Origin of the sequence: Streptomyces sp. NBC_01478 (assembly GCF_036227225.1) — a bacterium.
Lineage (GTDB): Bacteria > Actinomycetota > Actinomycetes > Streptomycetales > Streptomycetaceae > Streptomyces.
On record NZ_CP109444.1, the window covers coordinates 1,960,696 to 1,981,327 of the forward strand.

Genomic DNA, 20,632 nt, shown 5'->3' on the forward strand with positions numbered 1-20,632 from the left:
TTCCGGATCGCGACCCTGAGACATCCCTGAGGCGCTTCCCCTACTGGTACCCGGGCCTTCGGCTGCTCCGTCACTCCGTCCACTCCATGCGCAGCGGCTCCCCCACCTCGTGGAGGTGGCGCAGGGCCTGTCGGTAGGAGTCGACGAGCCCGGTCTCCACATACGGGATACCCACATCCTGACAGTGGGCGCGCACCAGAGGCTGTGCGAGCCGCAGATTGGGCCGCGGCATGCTCGGGAAGAGGTGGTGTTCGATCTGGTAGTTGAGGCCGCCGAGGAACCAGTCGGTCAGGACACCGTGACGGACGTTCCGCGAGGTGAGTACCTGGCGGCGGAGATGACCCCACCGTTCGCCGTTCGGGTCCGGCATCCCCATGCCCTTGTGGTTGGGCGCGAAGGCCAGGCCGAGGTGCAGGCCGAACAGGGCCTGGTGCAGCGCGGCGAACGCGAGTGCCTTCCCCGGGGACATCGAGATGAGCAGCAGCGTCGCGTAGGCCACGGCATGGCTCACCAGGAGAGCGCCCTCGACCGTCCGCTCACGACGGGGCTGGCGCCGCAGGTCCTGGAAACCGTGGACCTTGAGGGCGACGCCTTCGAGCAGGGTGAGCGGGAAGAACAGCCACGCCTGGTTGCGGGTGAGCCGGCGCCGGAAACCTGAGCGGTCCCTGGCCTGCTCGCCGGTGAAGACGAGGATGTCGGCGACGACGTCCGGGTCCTTGTCGATGTGGTTGGGGTTCGCGTGGTGGCGGTTGTGCTTGTCGTTCCACCAGGAGTAGCTCATCCCCAGCAGCAGGTTGCCGTGGATCAGGCCGACGAGGCGGTTGACGGTCTTGTCGCCGGCGATCTGGGAGTGGCCCGCGTCATGGCCTATGAAGGCCGTGCGGGCACCGAACACGGCCAGCAGCGGCGCCAGGAGCAGGGTCAGCCAGGAGTCGCCGATCAGAACGATGCCCGTGACGATGCCGCTCAACGCGAGGGCGTTGGCGGCGATGCAGCGCGCGTACCAGGTGTGCCGCCGCTCCAGTAGGCCTCGGTTCTTGACCCTGCGCAGAAGGGGCGCGAACTCGCTTCCTGGAGGTGCCTCGACGGCATCCCCAGGATCAGGTGCGCCGACGACTGCGGTGGTCTGGGACATGTCCGGTCTCCGGCTCTCTCAGGCAACGGGCTGACCTGAGCAAACGTACGAATCGGTGACCTGTCGCGACCATGACGGCACCCCCCGTGTCCGTACGGGGGTAAACCGGGTCCCTTCAGGGGGGTTGACGACACCCTCGCCGCCCCGAGCGCACAGGAGTCGAGCCTGCGGAGGCGTACCCGGAAAAAAGGCAATGGCAAGGAGTCGTCCACTCCTTGCCACACCCAAGGTATAGCGCGACGGGGGGCTTGCGGCAAGGCCCGGTGCGTCCCGCAAAATGGCCGACCGAGGCCGGGACCTGCGGAAACAAAGGATTCACGAAGCATGGGTCCACGGATCGGCGGGCCGGAAACCAATCTCGTTGGATGGGCGTTGTGATGATTGACGTGATCGTGGTCGGCGGCGGACCGACCGGCTTGATGCTGGCCTGCGAGTTGCGACTGCACGGCGTGCACGTGGTCGTGCTGGAGAAGTTGACCGGGCCGACCGGGGAGTCCCGCGGGCAGGGTCTGCACGCGCGCAGTGTCGAGATCATGGACCAGCGCGGCCTGCTCGACCGGTTCCTCGATGTCAGCCAGAAGTTCCAGGTGGGCGGTCTCTTCGGGGGCATCGTCAAACCGTGGCCGGACCGGTCGGACACGGCCCACCCGTACGGCGTCGCCACCGCGCAGCCGGTCACCGAGCGGTTGCTCGAGGAGCGTGCCGTCGAACTCGGCACGGAGATCCGGCGCGGCTGCGAGGTGGCCGGGTTGAGTCAGGCCGAGGACGAGGTGACCGTCGAACTGGCGGACGGATCGGAGCTGCGTTCGCGCTACGTCGTCGGATGCGACGGCGGTCGCAGCACGGTACGCAAGGTCCTCGGCGTCGGTTTCCCCGGCGAGCCCGCGACCGTCGAGACGCTGCTGGGCGAAATGGAGGCGACCGAGGATCCGGCCACGATCGCCGGCGTCGTCGAGGAAGTCCGCAGGACCCAGCTACGGTTCGGCGTCAGCCCCGGTGAGAACGGCGTGTACCGCGTCGTCGTGCCCGCCGACGGCGTTGCCGAGGACCGTGCGACCGCGCCGACCCTCGACGACTTCAAGCAGCGGCTACGGGCCGTCGCGGGCACCGACTTCGGTGTGCACTCGCCGCGCTGGCTGTCCCGCTTCGGCGACGCCACCCGGCAGGCCGAGCGCTACCGCGTCGACCGGGTCCTGCTGGCCGGCGACGCGGCGCACGTCCATCCGCCGACCGGCGGACAGGGGCTCAACCTCGGTGTACAGGACGCGTTCAACCTCGGCTGGAAGCTGGCGGCCGCGGTCAACGGCTGGGCTCCGGAAGGGTTGTTGGACAGTTATCACGCCGAACGACACCCGGTGGGCGCCCGCGTGATCGCCAACACGCGCGCGCAGATCACGCTTCTGGGGACCGATCCGGGGGCGACCGCACTACGGGAACTGTTCTCGACGCTCATGGACTTCGAGGAGGTGAACCGGTACGTGACCGAGATGATCACCGCGGTCGGGATCCGCTACGACTTCGGCGAGGGCCATGAACTGCTCGGTCGGCGACTGCGGGACGTGAAGCTGAAACAGGGGCGCCTCTACGAGTTGACGCACGGCGGCCGAGGCCTGCTGCTCGACCAGACCGGTCGGCTCTCGGTCGCGGGCTGGGCGGATCGCGTCGACCACGTAGTCGACGTCAGCGAGGAACTGGACGTACCTGCGGTGCTTCTCCGGCCGGACGGCCACGTGGCGTGGGTGGGGGACGACCAGGAGGATCTGCTCGGTCGGTTGCCCAGGTGGTTCGGCGCGGCCCACCAGGTGCCCTCCACCGGTCAGTACGCCGGGAACGCCCAGCCTCCCGGGTAGAACGGCTCCCGGTCGGCGCGGAACGCCGCCGTCGCGCGGGACAGGGCTCCGGCTCGCAGTTCCTGGACGAGACCGGCGGCGGCGAGGGACGCGAGCGTGGTGCCGCCGAGGAGGGCCGCTCCGAGTTCGGCCGCGGTCAACCGCAGGTCGGCCGGTGCGCGGGTCCGTGCGCAGGAAGCCGTGTCGTGGTCGGCCGTCAACCGGTAACGGCCCGTGTTCCAGGGGCAGAAGGCGTCCTCGACCTCCAGGACGAGGTCCAGGGCGCCCGCGTAACGCCGAGCCGCCAGCGCCCGGTCGACGTCGACCAGCCGTACCCAGAGGCGATCGACCGGCGCCGGGCGCACGGCGCGCGGATCGGTCAGCAGGTACGGCAACGGCTCGTCCACCGCTCCCTCGTACTCGATCCAGGAGACGAGGTCGATGCCGGCGAGGAAGCGCCACAGGGCCGCGTACGCCTGCCGGGAGACGGTGGCCAGCTCGACGACCCGCAGCGCGTTCCCGTCGCCGCCTGACGCGTCCTGCTTGATCCGGTAGAGGGCGTATCCCGTCGTCCGGCCGTCCGCTTCATGGTGCAGTGCGCATCGCAGCGCGCTCGCGCCTCCGCGCTCCTCCGGTCGGTCGGTCAAGCGGCCGTCCCAGGAGGTGACGTTGCGGCCGGGCCAACCGACCGTGTCGATCCGGACGCGGTCGTAGAGCTTCTCGATCTGCGGGCGGGCCTGATCGCGTCCCAGGAGGCGGATGGTTCCGTCACCGAAGTCGGTTCCGGGGCGGAAGCGCAGGGCGCGCTTGTCGCAGCGGAGGCGGGCTCCTTGGGTGGCCGGCCCGTAGCCGTAGCGGCCGTAGATGGCGGCTTCGGAGGGGCGCAGTACCGCGATCGGCTCGGCGCCGGACGTGTGCAGGTCGGTGAGCTGTCTGCGCATCATCGACGTGAGGATGCCGCGTCGGCGGTGGGTCGGGGTGACACCGACCCAGGTGACCCCGGCGACCGGGAGCAGCGCGCCCGGAACGGTCAGTACGCGCGCGTGTGCCGCGGTTCCGCCGACCGGTGCGGGGCCGTCGAACGCGGCGATGGTGCGGGGCAGTTCGGTCGCGGCTCGCCCGTGGGCCAGTTGCTCGTCGGACAGATCACTTCCGTAGGTGTCGCCGACCATGCGGGCCCAGGTCTCGAACTCGTCCTCGGTGACCGGGCGGAGGGGGTAGGGATCATCCACCGGTCCTGTGTAGCCGAAGGCATCACGGGACGCGATCGAATTGCGGCCGGCCCGTCGCCGGTGCCGAGCCCGCCCGACGAGCGGCGGACACCCCTGATTCACCTCACCGTCGAGCATCGTTCCTCTGGAGCGCCAACTGTGGCCGCTGTCAGCGAACTTGCCCTCAGGAGGCCCGATGTCCCCGCACGACCTCGTCCGGCGCCGTGTCCGTCATTCCGTCGCGGTGGGTGTTCCGTTCGCCGTCGTGGTCGCCCTCATGGCGGCGGGTACGGCCGTCGGAGCGCCCGCGAAGGCCGAGGCCGCCCATGTCACGCGTATGGCGACGCTGGGCGACATCCCGCTCGGCGCGTTCAGCAACGCGCTGCTGGCCGGGTCGGTGGACAACGACCGGGGAGTGGACCTCGGCGGTATCGGCAGCGACATCTACCCGGCCGGCCGCAAGGGCGAGTACTGGACGATCACCGACCGCGGGCCCAACGGCCAGATCAAGGTGAGCGGGACGAAGCGCCGTACGTTCCCGGTGCCCGGTTTCGACCCGGCGATCGTGAAGATCCGTGTCTCCGGAGACAGCGTGAAGGCCCTGGAGGCCCTCCCGATCGCCACGTCGTCCGGGAAGGCCGTCACCGGGCTGTCGAACCAGCAGGGGCGCGACGAGGCGCCGTACTCCTACGACGCACAGACGCCGTTGTCGTACAACCCGAACGGGCTGGACACAGAGGGCATCGTGCGGGCCGGGGACGGGTCCTTCTGGCTCGTCGACGAGTACGGGCCCTCCCTGGTGCATGTCTCCGCGCGCGGGAAGGTGCTCACGCGGTACGTGCCCAAGGGGCTGCATCTGACCGGTGCCGACTACCCGGTGGTGGAGGCGCTGCCGGCCGTCCTGCTGCGCCGGAAGATCAACCGCGGCTTCGAGGGGCTCGCCCAACTGCCCGGCGGTGACCTGGTGATGGCCCTGCAGAGCCCGCTGTCGCTGCCGGACGGGGACGCCGGGGACGCGTCCCTGAACACCCGTCTGCTGCGCTTCTCGCCGAAGAAGAAGGCGGTCACGGCGGAGTACGCGTACCGCTTCGACCCGGTGAACGTGGTCGACCCCAGCGAGGACGACACGTCCGAACTCAAGATCTCCTCGGTGGTCGCCGTGGGCGACGACCGCCTCCTGGTCGAGGAGCGCACCGACAAGGCGGCCCGGCTCCAACTCGTCAAGCTGGAGCGCAAGTCGAACATCCTCGGCGGTCGCTACGACGACGACACGACGTCCCCGTCGCTGGAGCAGCTCGACGACCCGGCGGCCGCAGGTGTCCCGGTGCTGGCCAAGAAGCTGGTCGTCGACCTGGGGACAGTCTCCGGGGTGCCCCAGAAGATCGAGGGCATCGCGCGCGTGGATCACGACACGCTCGCCCTGATCAATGACAACGACTTCGGGATGACGGACGGCGCGGGCGCGTTCGACGCCCAGGGGCGGCTGGTCGACAGCGGTATCGAGACCACCGTGGTGTACGTGAGGCTGCCGCACGGCATCTGATCCTCCGTCAACTCCCGTAGCGGCTAGCCGAACAGAGACGGGAGCAGCGACTCGATGTCGCTGGGAACCTCGCCCGGCAGTTCCGAGGGGAGGTTCGACGGAAGCGCGGTCGGGAGCTTGGTCGGCAGGCCGGTGGGGAGTTTCGTGGGAAGGATGAGAGAAGGGCTCCCGCTCGAACTGCTCTCGTCGGGCGCCTTCTTGTCCGGTGAGTCATGTCCCCCGGAGGCCATCAACACGACGGCGACGACGGCCCCGGCGAGCACGAGCACGGAGAGCAGAATGAACAGCGGTCGGGGGCGCCTGCGGGGAGGCGGTCCGTAGTCCCCTCCCGATCCGTAGTCCCCGTAGTCCCCTCCCGATCCGTGGCCGAAGTCTCCGGGAGGCGGTCCGAAGCCGCCTCCCTGAGGCGGAGTGGCGCCCGGTGGTCCGGGCGGCTGAGGCGGTACGGGCGGCATGGCCATACCGTCAAGGGTCGCCGCGCAGTGGTCATGACGCGACCCCCGCGCGGTGGTTGATACGGGCTCATGCCGTGGATCGCATGATTCCGGAGCATTCCGCGCGGGGGTCGGTCACAAAGGGAGACTCACGAAAACCGGCGGGTTCGTGAGTGACGCACGCGTGCGTGCCGTCAGCCGCGTGCTCCCAGGAGGTGGTCCATGGCGAGCTGGTCGAGCTGCTCGAAGGCCATCCCGCGCTTGGCGGCCGCCTCGATGTCGAAGTCCTCGAACGCCGAGCGGTCCGCGAGCAGCGACTTGAGGCCGTCCGCCGCGGTCTGCTGCGCCAGTTCGTCCAGGCGCGAGGCGCGCAGCGCCTCCTGGACCACCGGGTCGGCGCGGAACGCGGCCGAACGCTCCTTGAGGATCAGGTAGTTGCGCATGCAGCCGGCCGCCGACGCCCACACGCCGTCGAGGTCCTCGGTGCGCGGCGGCTTGAAGTCGAAGTGCTTCGGGCCGGCGTAACCGGCGCTCTCCAGGAGGTCGACCAGCCAGAAGGCGGCACGCAGGTCGCCGTTGCCGAAGCGCAGGTCCTGGTCGTACTTGATGCCGGACTGGCCGTTGAGGTCGATGTGGAAGAGCTTGCCCGCCCACAGGGCCTGGGCGATGCCGTGCGGGAAGTTGAGCCCGGCCATCTGCTCGTGGCCGACCTCGGGGTTGACGCCGTAGAGCTCCGGGCGCTCCAGGCGCTCGATGAACGCCAGGGCGTGGCCGACGGTGGGGAGCAGGATGTCGCCGCGGGGCTCGTTCGGCTTGGGCTCGATCGCGAACTTGATGCTGTAGCCCTGGTCGGTGACGTACTCGCCGAGGAGGTCGAACGCCTCCTTCATGCGGTCGAGAGCGACCCGTACGTCCTTGGCGGCGCCGGACTCGGCGCCCTCGCGGCCGCCCCAGGCGACGTAGGTCTCGGCGCCCAGCTCGACCGCCAGGTCGATGTTGCGGATCGTCTTGCGCAGGGCGTAGCGGCGCACGTCGCGGTCGTTGGCGGTGAACGCGCCGTCCTTGAAGACCGGGTGCGTGAAGAGGTTGGTGGTCGCCATCGGCACCTTCATGCCGGTCGCGTCGAGGGCCTCGCGGAAGCGCTTGATGTGCGCCTCGCGCTCGGTGTCCGAGGACCCGAAGGGGATCAGGTCGTCGTCGTGGAAGGTCACACCGTGGGCGCCGAGCTCGGACAGGCGCTGCACCGTCTCGACCGGGTCGAGGGCACGGCGGGTGGCGTCGCCGAACGGGTCCCTTCCCTGCCAGCCGACGGTCCACAGGCCGAAGGTGAACCTGTCCTCGGGGGTGGGCTGGTAGTTCATGACGCGGCTCCTTGTTGCTTCGCTCCGACTATTTCGTCATGGCGGTTTACAAATTAGTATGCCGGAGCGTCTCTGGGAAGGGACAATGTGTCTCCGGGCGGAGACGCATGCCGCACACAAGGGAGAAACCCGATGTCAGCAGCCGAGGGTCCGCTCGTCGTCGGCGTGGATTCGTCCACCCAGTCGACCAAGGCACTGGTCGTCGACGTGTCCACCGGCCGGATCGTCGCGAGTGGCCAGGCGCCGCACACCGTCTCCTCGGGGGCGGGCCGGGAGAGCGATCCGCGCCAGTGGTGGGACGCCCTGTGCGAGGCCCTGCGCCAGTGCGGGGACGCGGCGCACGAGGCGGCGGCCGTGTCGATCGGCGGCCAGCAGCACGGCCTGGTCACCCTCGACGCCCAGGGCGAGCCGGTACGCCCGGCGCTGCTCTGGAACGACGTGCGTTCGGCACCGCAGGCCGCCCGTCTGATCGAGGAACTGGGCGGTCCGAAGGCCTGGGCGGAGCGCACGGGCAGCGTGCCCGGTGCCTCATTCACGGTCACGAAGTGGGCCTGGCTCGCCGAGCACGAGCCGGAGGCGGTGCGCGCGACGGCGACCGTACGCCTCCCCCACGACTACCTCACCGAGCGGCTCACCGGGCAGGGCACCACCGACCGGGGCGACGCCTCCGGCACCGGCTGGTGGGCCTCGGGGACCGAGTCGTACGACGAGGAGATCCTCCGGCACGTCGGGCTCGACCCGGCGCTGCTGCCCCGAGTGGTGCGGCCGGGCGAGGTGGCGGGCACGGTGCGGGACTGTCACGATCTGCCGTTCTCCAAGGGCACCCTGGTGGCCCCCGGCACCGGCGACAACGCCGCCGCCGCGCTGGGCCTCGGGCTGCGCCCCGGCGTTCCCGTGCTCAGCCTCGGCACGTCGGGCACGGTGTACGCGGTGTCGAAGCACCGCCCCGCCGACCCGTCCGGCACGGTCGCGGGCTTCGCCGACGCGCACGGCGACTGGCTGCCCCTGGCCTGCACCCTGAACTGCACGCTGGCCGTGGACCGGGTGGCGGCCCTGCTGGGCCTGGACCGGGAGGCCGTGGAGCCCGGCACCTCGGTCACGCTGCTCCCGTACCTGGACGGCGAGCGCACCCCGAACCTCCCCAACGCCTCGGGCCTGCTGCACGGCCTGCGCCACGACACCACCGGCGGCCAGCTCCTCCAGGCCGCCTACGACGGCGCCGTACACGCGCTGCTGGGCGCGCTCGACCTCGTCCTCGACGAGGACGCGGACCGCACCACGCCGCTGCTGCTGATCGGCGGCGGCGCCCGCGGCACGGCCTGGCAGGAGACCGTACGGCGGCTGTCGGGACGTCCGGTCCAGGTGCCCGAGGCGAAGGAACTGGTCGCGCTGGGCGCCGCCGCGCAGGCCGCAGGCCTGCTGACCGGCGAGGATCCGGCCGCGGTGGCCCGGCGCTGGAACACGGCCGCCGGGCCGGTGCTGGACGCCGTGGAGCGCGACGAGGCGACGCTGGCGAGGATCTCCGGGGTACTCTCCGACGCGGCTCCGCTGCTCGAACGGGGGCCGGAGGGCCGTTGACGCACACCGATCAAGGAGTGTCGGGGGACGGACATCCGCCGGTGCGCACAGGTCAAGGGCCGACGGAGAGCGGGAGGCCGCTGCCCCGCGCTGATCGCGGACCAGCCGGGGACGCACGACACCGGCCGCCGCACACCTACCGAGGACTGACGGAAGCATGACCGCACCGCTGCACGAGGCACGTTCCGCCGGGTCCGCGCGTGCCCTGCCCGACACCCAGCAGGGCATGCGCCGGCGCAATCTCGCGCGCGTGATGCACACGGTGAGTGCCGAGGGTCCGCTCTCGCGTGCGGCCGTCGCCTCACGCATCGCGCTGACCCGTGCGGCGGTGTCGACGCTGGTGGACGAGCTGATCCGGTCGGGTCTCCTCGAGGAGCTGGGCCCCGAGCGGCCCGGCCGGGTGGGCCGGCCGGGATCGGCGCTCGCCGTCAGCGGGCGCGGTCCGGCCGGGATCGGCGCGGAGGTCGGGGTCGACCATCTCGCGGTCTGCGCGGTCGATCTGCGCGGCGAGATACGGGCCCGTGCCGTACGGCACGGTGTGAACCGCGGCCGCTCCCCCGAACCGGTCCTCGCCGAACTCGCCACGCTGGTACGGCAGGTCGTGGCCGAGGCCGACGCGGAGGGCCTGTGGCCGGCCGGGCTCGCGGTCGCCGTGCCCGGTCTGGTGGCCCGCGACGGCCGTACGGTCGTCCGCGCCCCGAACCTCGACTGGCACGACACGGACCTCGGCGCGCTGCTGCCCGCCGAGCTGCCGCCCACGGTGGACAACGAGGCCAACTTCGGCGGGCTCGCCGAACTCTGGCTGGGCGAGACCACTCCGCGCGACTTCCTGCATGTGTCGGCCGAGATCGGCATCGGCGCCGCGGTCGTGGTGGACGGGGGGCTGCTGCGCGGAACTCGGGGATTCGCGGGCGAGTTGGGGCACGTGCCGGTGCGTCCGGACGGGCCGGAGTGCGCGTGCGGCGGGCGCGGCTGCCTCGAACAGTACGCGGGCGAGGAGGCGGTGCTGCTCGCCGCCGGTCTGGAGCCCGGCGCCGACCGGGTCGGTCTGCTCGCGTCGCGTGCCGCCGACGGCGACGAGGCGGTACGCCGGGCCCTGCACGACGCCGGTACGGCGCTCGGTATCGCGCTGACCGGCGCGGTCAACCTGCTCGATCCGCAACTGGTGGTGCTGGGCGGCGCGCTGTCCGGTCTCGCGCCCTGGCTGCTGCCGTCGCTGGAGGCCGAGTTGGCGCGGCGCACGGCGGGGCCCGCCTGTCCGGTGTCGGTGTCGCGGCTGGGGCCCGAGGGTCCGCTGCTGGGGGCCGCGCACTCGGTGGTGCGGGCCGTCCTCGACGACCCGGCGGCGGTGGCCGAACGCACCGGGGGAACCCTGCCCGGACGGGCTGTGGACATCGTGGCCGAACAGGCCTGAAACACGGCCGACTTCACTCGTCCGAGTGGCCGAGTTGTCCACAGTTCCGCCGTCGTCCACGGAAGCCCGCCACGCCCTACTGCCCAACCCGCAAGCGCCGTACCGTGATTCACGCGAGGCGCAGCCGTCGTGTCGTGACGACGGTGTGCGGGTGCGGGTGCGGAGGCGGACGGACGAGGGGGGATTCACGTGTCGGGGGAGACGGTTCAGGGGCTACGGCGGGATGCCGTCGGGCTGCGCGAGGTCCTCTTCCAGAGCGTCACGGCGATGGCGCCGGCCGCCGCGGTCGCCGCGTCGATCCCGTCGGGCGCGGCCTTCGCGGGCGGAAGTCTGCCGCTGTCGGTGCTGATCGCGCTGGTGGCCTGTCTGTTCACCGCGTCCTGCGTGGCCGAACTGGCCCGCGAACTGCCCGCCGCCGGCTCGGTCGCCACATACGCGGCACAGGGTCTGCATCCGGCCGTCGGCTTCCTGGTCGGCTGGGGCTACGTCTTCGTCGAAGCACTGGTCCCACCACTGCTGCTCCTCCAGCTCGGCTTCACCACCGCGGGCACCCTGCACCAGGAGTGGTCCTCGTATCCGGAGAACCTGTGGTGGCCATGGGCGCTCGAGGGCGCCGCGATCATCGCCGTGGCGGGCTGGTACGGAGCGCGCGCCTCCGCCCGCTTCGGAACGGTCCTCGGGGTCTTCGAGATCCTCGTCTTCCTGGTGTTCGCCATCTGGCTGATCGGCAAGGCCGGCGGGGACAACACCCTGTCGGTGTTCGGCACTTCGCACACGAGCAAGGACCACTCGGGCTTCGGCGGCGTCTTCGCAGGATCGGTCTACACGGTGCTCGCGTTCGCCGGGTTCGAGGCCGCCGCACCGCTCGCCGAGGAGACCCGGGACCCGCGCCGGACGATGCACCGCGCGGTGCTCGGCGCGGCCCTCGGCATCGGCCTGTTCTACGTACTGACGACCTACGCCATGACGGTGTACTTCGGACCGGACCGCTTCAGCGGATTCGGGGCCTCCGGCGCCGCGTCCTGGGAGGGAGTGGCCCGCGCGTCGTTCGGACTGTTCTGGGTCCTGGTGTTCCTCGCCGTGGTCAACTCGACCATCGCCAACGCCAACGCGTGCGCCACGGTCTCGACGCGCACCGCCTTCGCCCTGGCCCGGATCCGGGTACTCCCCCGCGTCCTGGCCGCGCTGCACCCACGCCACCGCTCCCCCGTCGCCGGGATCGCCGTGCAGACCGTCATCGCGGTGGGAGCCGTACTGGGCCTCGGCTTCGGCTACGACCCGGTGACCGCGTTCCTCCTCCTGGCCACGGTGATCGTCACGGTCGTCATCGGCGTCTACATCGTCGTGAACCTGGCCTGTGCGGGCTACTTCCTGCGCCGCAGACGCGAGTTGCTCAAGCCGCTACGGCACCTGCTGGTCCCCCTCCTCGGGATCGTCGCGTTCGTCCCCGCCCTGCTCACCGCGGCAGGCCTCCCGGCCTTCGACTTCGTGGCCGAACTGACCGCGCCCGTGTCCTACGGCGGACCGGTCGTCGGCGTCTGGATGGCGGCAGGGGTCGTAGTGCTGCTCGTCCTGCTACGGCGGCACCCCGAGCGAATAGCCGAAACCGCCCGTGTCCATCTCGACGAACCCGTCTCCACCGGTCATCCGCAGAACGGAGCAGTACAGCCATGAACGACCCCCGGATCCTCACGGTGCGGCCCGAACCGGGCGAGTACGCCTGGACGTTCGGCGGCGCCCCGCCCGTGGCGCGCATCACGCCCGGCACGGTCCTCGACCTGTACACGGAGGACTGCTTCGCCGGACGGGTTCGGTCCGAGAAGGACCTGGTGTCCGAAGTGTGCGAATTCCCTTTCCTGAACCCTCAGACCGGCCCCTTCCACGTAGAGGGCGCGGAGCCGGGTGACACGGTCGCCGTGCACTTCGTGTCGATCGAACCGGCGCGGGACTGGGCCGCCTCCACCACGGTCCCCCTCTTCGGCGCGCTCACCTCGACACACACCACGGCGACACTGCAGCCGCCGCTCCCGGAGACCGTCTGGATCTGGCAGTTGGACCGGACCCGCCGTACGGCGTTGTTCCGCGCGCGTGACAGCGACATCGAGGTCGAGCTGCCCCTCGACCCGATGCACGGCACCGTGGGCGTGGCGCCCGCCAACCTGGAGGTGCGTTCGGCACTGGTGCCCGACGCGCACGGCGGGAACATGGACACGCCCGAGATGCGGGCCGGGGTCACCTGCTACCTGGGGGTGAACGTGGAGGGCGCGCTGCTCAGCCTCGGCGACGGACATGCCCGGCAGGGCGAGGGCGAGACCTGTGGAGTCGCCGTCGAGTGCGCGATGAACACCGTGGTGATCGTGGAGCTGCTCAAGGGGGTCGCCACGCCCTGGCCACGCATCGAGTCGGACACGCACATCATCTCGACGGGTTCGGCGCGCCCGTTGGAGGACGCGTTCCGGATCTCCCAGCTCGACCTGGTGCGCTGGTTGGTGCGCGACTACGGGTTCAGCGAACTGGACGCCTACCAATTCGCAACCCAGGCCGTCGAGTCGCCGTTGGCCAACGTGTGCGACACCAACTACACCTGTGTGGCGAAGATCCGGAAGGAATGGCTGCCCGCGCGCGAGACTCACCGGGGGTTGCACGCGCGGCTGCGTGAGACCGCCGCGGCGCTCCTTCACTGAACCGAAAGGCACCCGAGCATGGAACGGGCACGACCGCTCCCGAGCAGGCGATGGCTGCTGAAGGGGGCCTCCCTCGCCGCCGTCCCCTACGCGTTACTTCCCGACGCGCGGGCCGACGCCCAGGCCCAGGCCGTCGACTATCCGTCGGCCGAGTGGCAGCCGGCGACCACCTCCAACTACACGGCGTCCAACCGTCCCACCGGCTATCCGGTCGACCGCGTGATCATCCACGTCACGCAGGAGACATACCCCAAGACCCTGTCCATTTTCCAGAATCCGCAGAAGAAGGTGTCCGCCCACTACCTCGTGCGATCGGCCGACGGGCATGTGGCCCAGTGTGTGAGGGAGACCAATATCGCCTGGCACGCGGGGAACTGGAACTTCAACACCCGCAGTATCGGGATCGAGCACGAGGGGTGGGTGAATCAACCCGAGTGGTTCACCGACGCGTTGTACGAGCAGTCGGCCGGACTCACGGCGGCGATCTGTACGAAGTACGGGCTCCCCAAGGACCGGGCACACATCATCGGGCACTACGAGGTGCCGGGCACCGACCACACCGATCCGGGGCCGAAGTGGGACTGGCCGCGCTACATGAGGATGGTCGGTCTTGCCTGAGCCGAGCCGGATCCGAGCCGAATCCTGGCCGGTTCCGAACCGAATCCGAGTCGGATCCGAACCGGTTCCGGGTGCGATGCGGTTCGTTCGGCTCGTCCCTGGTCGAAACGGTTGTCCGGATCCGTCTGCGGAGTAACGATGTCCGCATCCGTTGCGGCGCCGTATCGACGTCAAGGGAGGCCGAGTTGACCGATCCATGGGTGGCCCTGGAGCCGGGGGCCGACCCTGCCGAGCGGGTGCGGGTGCTGCGCCGGGCGCACGAGACGTTCGCCGTGGCGGGTACGGTGCCGCAGCCGGTGCGGTCGGTGGTGGCCGATTCCTGGCGGCGTTCCGCGCGGGCCGGTGTCGGTCCCGAGGGTACGGCGCGGGTGGAACTGACGGACGGTGACCTGGGCGTCTATCGGGCGGAGCATCCGCTGGCGCGGGTGATGCCGCTGATCCGGGAGTTGGTGGGCACGTTCGCGGTGGACGGCGCGCATCTGCTTGCGGTGTGCGACGCGCAGGGCAGGCTGTTGTGGGTCGAGGGGGATCCGGCGACCCGGCGGAAAGCGGGCCGGATGAACTTCGTGCCGGGTGCGCGCTGGTCGGAGAGCGCGGTGGGGACGAACGCGCCGGGTACGGCGGTCGCCGTGGACCGGCCTGTGCAGGTGTTCGCGGCCGAGCACTTCATCCGGCGGGTGCAGCCGTGGACGTGCGCGGCGGCTCCGGTGCACGATCCGCGCACGGGACGGGTGCTCGGTGCCGTGGACATCACCGGCGGGGACGGGCTGGCGCATCCGCACAGCCTGGGCTTCGTGCAGGCGGTGGCGCGGGCCGCCGAGTCCCAACTGGCGCTGCTCGCCCCGGAGCAGACGCCGGTCGACGGACCCGAGCTGATGGCACTGGGCCGGGACGAGGCCCAACTGTGCGTCGACGGCCGCAAGATGAGGCTGAGCCGCCGGCACAGCGAGATCCTGGTGCTGCTGGCCCGGCATCCCGAGGGACTGACCGGCGACGAGTTGCTGTGCGCGCTGTACGAGGACGAGTCGGTGCCGCCGGTGACCTTGCGGGCCGAACTGGCGCGGCTGCGCAGGCTGTTGGGGCCGGGGCTGCTCGCCTCGCGTCCCTACCGGCTCACGTTGCCGGTCGAGTCCGACGTGGCGATCGTCGAGCGGCGGCTGGAAGGGGGCGCGGTCACGGGGGCGGCGAGCGCGTACACGGGTCCGTTGCTGCCCGGTTCGCAGGCACCGGCGGTGGTCCGGCTCAGGACCCGCCTCGCCGACGGCCTCCGTACGGCGCTGATCGCCCGCCGCGACCCCGACCTGCTGGCGGACTGGGCGCACGCGCCGTGGGGCGAGGACGACCTCGACGTATGGCGGGCGCTCGCGGCGATACGGCCGACGGCGCCGGTGCGTTCTCGACTCGACGCGCTGGAGTCCGAGCTGGCGGCACCGGCCGCGTGGTCACACCGGACGGGCCGTTGACGTAACTCGCTTTCGGCGCACGGCACTTGGAACACGGTCCGCCCTCCGGCTTCCGCCCTCCGGCTCCCGGCTTCCGCCCTCCGGCTCCCGACTCCCAGTCACCCGCCACCCGCCACCCGCCACCGCGCAACGTACATGCAACGTCCCGCTCCCTAGCCTCGCGCCGAGAGCTGTCCAACGGCGGGCAGCGCTGTTCCGGGAGGCAGACCAGGATGACCCGTTACGCGGCACCCGGCACCGAGGGCGCGATCGTCTCCTACCAGGCGCGCTACGACCACTTCATCGGCGGCGAGTACGTGCCGCCGGCCCGCGGGCAGTACTTCGAGAACCCGTCCCCGGTGAACGGGCAGCCGTTCACGGAGATCGCGCGCGGCACCGCGGAGGACGTGGAGCGGGCGCTGGACGCGGCGCACGCGGCGGCGCCGGGCTGGGGCCGGACGTCGGTGACCGAGCGGTCCGACATCCTGCTCAAGATCGCCGACCGGATGGAGGCGAACCTGGAGCCCCTCGCTGTCGCGGAGAGCTGGGAGAACGGCAAGCCGGTCCGCGAGACGCTCGCCGCCGACATCCCGCTCGCGATCGACCACTTCCGCTACTTCGCGGGGGCGATCCGGGCACAGGAGGGTTCGCTGGGCGAGGTCGACGACGACACGGTGGCGTACCACTTCCACGAGCCGCTCGGGGTCGTGGCGCAGATCATCCCGTGGAACTTCCCGATCCTGATGGCGACATGGAAGCTGGCGCCGGCGCTCGCGGCGGGCAACGCGGTCGTCATCAAGCCGGCCGAGCAGACCCCGGCGTCCATCCACTACTGGATGAGCCTGATCGCGGACCTGTTGCCGCCGGGCGTGGTGAACATCGTCAACGGCTTCGGCGTCGAGGCGGGCAAGCCGCTCGCGTCCAGCCCGCGCGTGGCGAAGGTCGCCTTTACCGGCGAGACCACGACAGGGCGGCTGATCATGCAGTACGCCTCCGAGAACATCAAGCCGGTCACGCTGGAGCTCGGCGGCAAGTCGCCGAACATCTTCTTCGACGACGTGTCGTCGGCGAACGACGACTTCCTCGACAAGGCGCTCGAAGGCTTCACGATGTTCGCGCTCAACCAGGGCGAGGTGTGCACCTGCCCGTCCCGGGCGCTGATCCAGCGCGGCCACTACTCCGACTTCCTCCAGGCGGCCGTCGCCCGCACGGAGTTGATCAAGCCGGGGCACCCGCTCGACACGGACACGATGATCGGCGCGCAGGCGTCCAACGACCAGTTGGAGAAGATCCTCTCCTACCTGGACATCGGCCGGCAGGAGGGCGCGAAGATCCTCACCGGCGGTGAACGACTCGACTACGACGGCGAGTTGAAGGGCGGTTACTACGTCCAGCCGACGATCTTCGAGGGCCACAACCGGATGCGGATCTTCCAGGAGGAGATCTTCGGGCCGGTGGTCTCGGTAACCTCGTTCGACGACTTCGACGACGCGATCAAGGTCGCCAACGACACGCTGTACGGTCTCGGGGCCGGTGTGTGGACCCGGGACATCAACACGGCGTACCGCGCAGGCCGGGCGATCCAGGCGGGGCGGGTGTGGACGAACTGCTATCACGCGTATCCCGCGCACGCGGCGTTCGGCGGCTACAAGCAGTCCGGCATCGGTCGCGAGAACCACAAGATGATGCTGGACCACTATCAGCAGACGAAGAACCTGCTCGTGTCGTACTCGCCGAAGAAGCTGGGCTTCTTCTAAAGGCAAACGAAAGGGTGCCTGACCTGGGAAGACTCTCGTCAGGCACCCTTCCGAGCCATCATTCAGACAGCAAGGCGTTGACCAGCCGCATGCCCGCCTCGTGGGGCGGTCTCCGGCGGCGGGGGCGAGGTTGTTCAGACGGGTGAGCTGGTCGGTGGTCCACAACCGGTGTCCTGCAGTGAGTCGTACCAGGCCTGCGCCGGCGACAGATCGTCCGTCGCCGCCACTGCCTGAATCGGAGACGGCGACGGCAGCCCGGCGAGCACACCGAGCATCATCGCGCGCCGCTCGACGTACGGCCGCCCGCGGACATCCCCTGTCGGCAGGGCGAGGACGTCCCACACGGAAGCGCGCGGGTTCGCGGAATCCTGAGCAGTCCTAAAGCGAACCCGTGCGTCGGTGAGGGACTGGTGGCCATCCCGATACGGGTTGCGCACTGAGCTTGACCTTCGAGTCGGCTCGAAGGTCTACCGCGGATGTCGAGGGAGCCGCCGCCCTTGTTCGACCGAACCAGCTTCTGATCGGTACGCGGATGGCGTCTCAGTTGTGCTGCTCGGTATCCAGCAGTGCGAGGGCGTTGCGCATGCCCTGTTCGAGGAGTTGGTCGGCGAGCTGCCGGTCGGTCAGGGCACGGGAGAGCTGCAGTGTCCCGGCCATCATGCCGAGGAGGCCAAGTGCCCGCACACGTGCCGAAGGTGGATCGTGGGGTGCCAGGCGGGCGGCGAAGCCGTCAATGAGGACCAGCGCGCCGTCGGTATAGGCCTGCCGGGTGGGATCCGTGGAGCGTGCGATCTCGTCGAGCAGGGCGGCGTTGGGGCAGCCGTCCTCGATATTGTCGCGCTGCTCGGGGGAGAAGTACCAGCGAATCAACTGTTCGAGTCCGGCACGGCCGGGCGCCGCCAGCGCGACGATGTTCTCGTGCTGGGCGCGCATCTGGTCGGCGACCGCGGTGGCCACGAGGTGGTCCTTGGAGGCGAAGTAGGCGTAGAAGGTGCCGTTGGTCAGGCCCGCGTCCTTCATGAGCGTGGCGACGCCGGAGCCGTCGATGCCGTCCTGCTTGAGCCGGCGACCGGCCGTTGCGATGATCCGCTGCCGTGTCTCCTGCTTGTGTTCTTTCGTGTACCGCACGATGTGTTCCTCCTGGGAACCGGGGTTTGTGCCCCGGCTGCTGCTGGTCGGGTCAGTGTGCCGCGCCGGCGAGGAGAGCGGGGAAGTTGATCCTGGCGGTCTGCAGTTTCGCGTCGTGGGGCTCGGGGACGCCGCCGTCGGTGATGTACAGCCGGTTGCCGCGGACGGCGGTGGCGGAGGGTGAGGCGAGACCGTCCGCGCTGGTCAGGACGGGCTTGTAGGTGCCGTTCGGGTAGATCGCCACGACCCTGTCCGGGCCGTTGTTCGAGGAGGAGCCGTTCTGCGCCGCGAAGACCACATCGGAGCGGGGAGTCAGGAAGCTGAGGTCGTCGATGTTGGGCAGGCCGCCCGCGACCTGGCGGAGGGGGCCGGGCACGCCGGTGGTGGTGACCGGTACGCGCAGCAGGGTGCCCTTGTTGAAGTTGCTGACCCACAGGGCGCCGTTGTGGAACCTGAGCCCGTTGGCACCGATCGGCAGGGCCTCGGTGGGCACCGGCGCGAGAGCGGCGTCGGTCAGCCACGGCGTCACCGATCCGCCCGCGACGGGAACGGACCAGACGATGCCCTTGAGGCTGTCCGCGACGTAGAGCGTGCGTCCGTCCGGGGCGACAGCCAGCCCGTTGGGGCCTGAGTCGGGGGCCAGCGCGGCGATGCGCTCAGGGGTGCCGTCCGCAAGCAGCTTGTACACGCCGTTCCTGGCCGCGTTGCCCGGGGCCCACAACGCGTAGTAGACGGTGCCGTCACTGCCGCGGGCGTTGCCACTGATCGCCTCGCCCACCTGCCCGGTGGCGAGCACCGTGCGCTCTCCGGAGGGGGAGAGACGCATCAGCTCCGGTCCGTGGGTGCGCTCGCACACCGCGCAGCTCCCGAGCATGGACAGGGTCACCGAGCCGTCGAGGTTGGCGGTGATGTTCTCGGGGATCTCGCCGGCCGCGAAGTCGAACGTCGCCGCGGTCTTCACGTCGGTGACAACGGAACCGCTGTACGCGTGTCCCGTCCACGCGGACGCGGATGGCGCCGAGACCAGGACGGCCGCCGTCGCGGTGACCGCCAGCGCGATCCCGACGTTCCTCTTCACAAAACGCCGTGCGCCCGATGCACTGCGCCGGGCCGTTTGCCGGCGTTGCTGCTGCATGACTCTCCTCGGCAAATCAACGAGTTGCTGATCAATGGACATTCGGGAAGACCGGAGCTGCCAGTGGTGTCGTCTGCATCAGAAGCACTCGGGCGGAAACGACGCCCTTGAGGCCGGACCGGGAGGCCAGGCGGGCGGCGGCGCTGCTTCTTGCAGATCTGCTTGTCGAACGTTCCGGCGGGGACGAGTCGGCGGGCCGCAGTGACGCGTGAGGCCGGCAGGCCGGCGGTGCAGCGCGACTTCGGCTTCTTGTCGGTGGTCGCGGTGACGATCGTTCTGGTGACGACGGCGGGGTCATCGCCGTCCTTCACCTGCGCCATCACCTCGTCGAAAACACGCCGCCGCTTTCGGACGGGTTCGGGTACGCGAAAGGTGGGCGTCAGTTCGGCATCCGGTTGAATCTGCGGACGATACGGTCGAAGATCCGCCCCGGAAGGACGCGGTGGAGCACGCTGATGCTTGCGGCCGTCGAGCCGGCGGTGCGCCGCAGTTTCGGGTTCCGGTCGGTGGCTGCCGCGACGATCACCTTGGCCACGGCGGCGGGATCGTCGCCGCCGCTGGTGTTTTTCGCCAGCACCTCGTCGAAGGTGCGCCGCCCCGACGCGTAGAGCGGCAATGGGGTGTCGCCCTGCACGCTGTGGTCCCCGAACGGGGTGTTGATCGGGCCGGGCTCGACGAGCAGGATCCGGACGCCGTGCTCGCGGACCTCGTGGTCCAGCGACCCGGAGTAGCCCTCGACCGCGTGCTTGGTCGCGGTGTAGATGGCCATGAACGGGCTGGGGACGAACCCGCTGAGGGAGGAGACGTTGATGATGCGTCCGCGCCGCTGAGCGCGCATGTGCGGCAGAACCGCCTTGGTCATCCGCATGATGCCGTAGACGTTGACGTCGAAGACCTCCTGCGTCCGGGCGACGGAGAACTCCTCGGCGGCGCCATTGGCGCCGACGCCGGCATTGTTGACCAGGACGTCGATGCGCCCGAACCGATCGATCACCTGCTTGACCACGGAGGCGACCGAATCGTCGCTGGTCACGTCGAGGTCGAGGTAGGTCACCCCGGCGGGCGCGGTGACCCGCGCGGTGTTGCGAGCGGTTCCGATCACCTCGAAGCCCGCCGCGGCGAGGGCGTGGGCCGTCTCCTTGCCGATGCCCGATGAGGCACCCGTCACGAGCGCCACCGGTTGGGTTGTCGCCATCACGGTCTCCCTTGATTTTGGAGTACGTCCCTATGGTCGTACGTTCGTATGTCTTACGTTCGTACGACCATAGGGTGGTCGCCGGTCGATGGCAAGCGGTCGCGTCCGGTGATTCGAGAAGGGTTCGGGAAGCGTGGGTGGTGCGGTATGGGAAAGATCGTGAGCGGG

17 protein-coding genes are annotated in these 20,632 nt (G+C 70.2%); 9 read left to right on the forward strand and 8 right to left on the reverse strand.

Annotation, left to right across the window (positions count from 1 at the left end; translation table 11 throughout):
- Window positions 1-70: 70 nt before the first annotated feature.
- Entirely contained in the window at window positions 71-1,135 is a 1,065-nt protein-coding gene (locus OG223_RS08835) for a fatty acid desaturase family protein (RefSeq protein WP_329244853.1), read from the reverse strand.
- 377 nt (window positions 1,136-1,512) lie between these two features.
- On the opposite strand from OG223_RS08835, the gene rox reads away from it, so the two are divergent.
- Complete coding sequence (gene rox, locus OG223_RS08840; protein WP_329265202.1) at window positions 1,513-2,985, forward strand: rifampin monooxygenase; 1,473 nt, start codon at window positions 1,513-1,515, stop codon at window positions 2,983-2,985.
- Here rox and OG223_RS08845 read toward each other — a convergent pair.
- Window positions 2,952-4,196, reverse strand: coding sequence for a GNAT family N-acetyltransferase (locus OG223_RS08845; protein WP_329244856.1), 1,245 nt, complete (start codon window positions 4,194-4,196; stop codon window positions 2,952-2,954). The two genes, rox and OG223_RS08845, sit on opposite strands and share 34 nt — an antisense overlap.
- A gap of 175 nt (window positions 4,197-4,371) precedes the next feature.
- Between OG223_RS08845 and OG223_RS08850 the strand changes: the two genes are divergently transcribed.
- Window positions 4,372-5,718 (forward strand): esterase-like activity of phytase family protein, encoded by a 1,347-nt coding sequence (locus OG223_RS08850; RefSeq protein ID WP_329244859.1) that lies wholly within the window; start codon window positions 4,372-4,374, stop codon window positions 5,716-5,718.
- A 23-nt stretch (window positions 5,719-5,741) separates the two neighbouring features.
- Here OG223_RS08850 and OG223_RS08855 read toward each other — a convergent pair whose 3' ends face one another.
- Complete coding sequence (locus tag OG223_RS08855; RefSeq protein WP_329244861.1) at window positions 5,742-5,987, reverse strand: hypothetical protein; 246 nt, start codon at window positions 5,985-5,987, stop codon at window positions 5,742-5,744.
- Window positions 5,988-6,346: 359 nt separating this feature from the next.
- Window positions 6,347-7,513, reverse strand: coding sequence for a xylose isomerase (gene xylA, locus OG223_RS08860; RefSeq protein ID WP_329244863.1), 1,167 nt, complete (start codon window positions 7,511-7,513; stop codon window positions 6,347-6,349).
- A 132-nt stretch (window positions 7,514-7,645) separates the two neighbouring features.
- Between xylA and xylB the strand changes: the two genes are divergently transcribed.
- From xylB to exaC, 7 genes are all read left to right on the forward strand, one after another.
- A complete protein-coding gene (xylB, locus tag OG223_RS08865; RefSeq protein ID WP_329244866.1) occupies window positions 7,646-9,091 on the forward strand; it encodes a xylulokinase in 1,446 nt (481 codons plus the stop codon).
- 157 nt (window positions 9,092-9,248) lie between these two features.
- Window positions 9,249-10,505, forward strand: coding sequence for an ROK family transcriptional regulator (locus tag OG223_RS08870; protein WP_329244869.1), 1,257 nt, complete (start codon window positions 9,249-9,251; stop codon window positions 10,503-10,505).
- Window positions 10,506-10,694: 189 nt separating this feature from the next.
- Window positions 10,695-12,179: an APC family permease gene (locus OG223_RS08875; RefSeq protein WP_329244872.1), complete on the forward strand. Its 1,485-nt coding sequence runs from the start codon at window positions 10,695-10,697 to the stop codon at window positions 12,177-12,179.
- Window positions 12,176-13,189, forward strand: a complete 1,014-nt coding sequence (locus OG223_RS08880; RefSeq protein ID WP_329244875.1) for an acetamidase/formamidase family protein — start codon at window positions 12,176-12,178, stop codon at window positions 13,187-13,189. Before OG223_RS08875 ends, OG223_RS08880 begins: the two co-directional genes overlap by 4 nt.
- Window positions 13,190-13,207: 18 nt before the next feature.
- A complete protein-coding gene (locus OG223_RS08885) occupies window positions 13,208-13,807 on the forward strand; it encodes an N-acetylmuramoyl-L-alanine amidase (RefSeq protein WP_329244878.1) in 600 nt (199 codons plus the stop codon).
- Between the two features lie 185 nt (window positions 13,808-13,992).
- Entirely contained in the window at window positions 13,993-15,270 is a 1,278-nt protein-coding gene (locus tag OG223_RS08890; protein ID WP_329244881.1) for a GAF domain-containing protein, read from the forward strand.
- Between the two features lie 212 nt (window positions 15,271-15,482).
- The gene (gene exaC, locus OG223_RS08895) at window positions 15,483-17,006 is read left to right on the forward strand and encodes an acetaldehyde dehydrogenase ExaC (RefSeq protein ID WP_329244885.1); all 1,524 of its coding nucleotides are present in this window, start codon (window positions 15,483-15,485) and stop codon (window positions 17,004-17,006) included.
- A gap of 540 nt (window positions 17,007-17,546) precedes the next feature.
- On the opposite strand, the gene OG223_RS08900 is transcribed toward exaC, so the two are convergent.
- The 4 genes from OG223_RS08900 to OG223_RS08915 are packed head-to-tail and all read right to left on the reverse strand — an operon-like array spanning window position 17,547 to window position 20,464.
- The gene (locus tag OG223_RS08900; RefSeq protein WP_329265204.1) at window positions 17,547-18,137 is read right to left on the reverse strand and encodes a TetR/AcrR family transcriptional regulator; all 591 of its coding nucleotides are present in this window, start codon (window positions 18,135-18,137) and stop codon (window positions 17,547-17,549) included.
- Between the two features lie 49 nt (window positions 18,138-18,186).
- Window positions 18,187-19,212: an SMP-30/gluconolactonase/LRE family protein gene (locus OG223_RS08905; protein ID WP_329244888.1), complete on the reverse strand. Its 1,026-nt coding sequence runs from the start codon at window positions 19,210-19,212 to the stop codon at window positions 18,187-18,189.
- Window positions 19,209-19,589 (reverse strand): hypothetical protein, encoded by a 381-nt coding sequence (locus OG223_RS08910; protein ID WP_329244890.1) that lies wholly within the window; start codon window positions 19,587-19,589, stop codon window positions 19,209-19,211. The genes OG223_RS08905 and OG223_RS08910 overlap by 4 nt, the downstream gene beginning before the upstream one ends.
- Before the next feature lie 59 nt (window positions 19,590-19,648).
- Window positions 19,649-20,464, reverse strand: coding sequence for an oxidoreductase (locus tag OG223_RS08915; RefSeq protein WP_329244893.1), 816 nt, complete (start codon window positions 20,462-20,464; stop codon window positions 19,649-19,651).
- Window positions 20,465-20,632: the final 168 nt, after the last annotated feature.

What these genes read in the sequence shown, in the direction of transcription:
- OG223_RS08835 (WP_329244853.1), bottom strand. Translation starts at nt 1,135, where the DNA reads ATGTCCCAGACCACCGCAGTCGTCGGCGCACCTGATCCTGGGGATGCC.
- rox (WP_329265202.1), top strand. Translation starts at nt 1,513, where the DNA reads ATGATTGACGTGATCGTGGTCGGCGGCGGACCGACCGGCTTGATGCTG.
- OG223_RS08850 (WP_329244859.1), top strand. Translation starts at nt 4,372, where the DNA reads ATGTCCCCGCACGACCTCGTCCGGCGCCGTGTCCGTCATTCCGTCGCG.
- xylA (WP_329244863.1), bottom strand. Translation starts at nt 7,513, where the DNA reads ATGAACTACCAGCCCACCCCCGAGGACAGGTTCACCTTCGGCCTGTGG.
- xylB (WP_329244866.1), top strand. Translation starts at nt 7,646, where the DNA reads ATGTCAGCAGCCGAGGGTCCGCTCGTCGTCGGCGTGGATTCGTCCACC.
- OG223_RS08870 (WP_329244869.1), top strand. Translation starts at nt 9,249, where the DNA reads ATGACCGCACCGCTGCACGAGGCACGTTCCGCCGGGTCCGCGCGTGCC.
- OG223_RS08880 (WP_329244875.1), top strand. Translation starts at nt 12,176, where the DNA reads ATGAACGACCCCCGGATCCTCACGGTGCGGCCCGAACCGGGCGAGTAC.
- OG223_RS08885 (WP_329244878.1), top strand. Translation starts at nt 13,208, where the DNA reads ATGGAACGGGCACGACCGCTCCCGAGCAGGCGATGGCTGCTGAAGGGG.
- exaC (WP_329244885.1), top strand. Translation starts at nt 15,483, where the DNA reads ATGACCCGTTACGCGGCACCCGGCACCGAGGGCGCGATCGTCTCCTAC.
- OG223_RS08910 (WP_329244890.1), bottom strand. Translation starts at nt 19,589, where the DNA reads ATGGCGCAGGTGAAGGACGGCGATGACCCCGCCGTCGTCACCAGAACG.
- OG223_RS08915 (WP_329244893.1), bottom strand. Translation starts at nt 20,464, where the DNA reads ATGGCGACAACCCAACCGGTGGCGCTCGTGACGGGTGCCTCATCGGGC.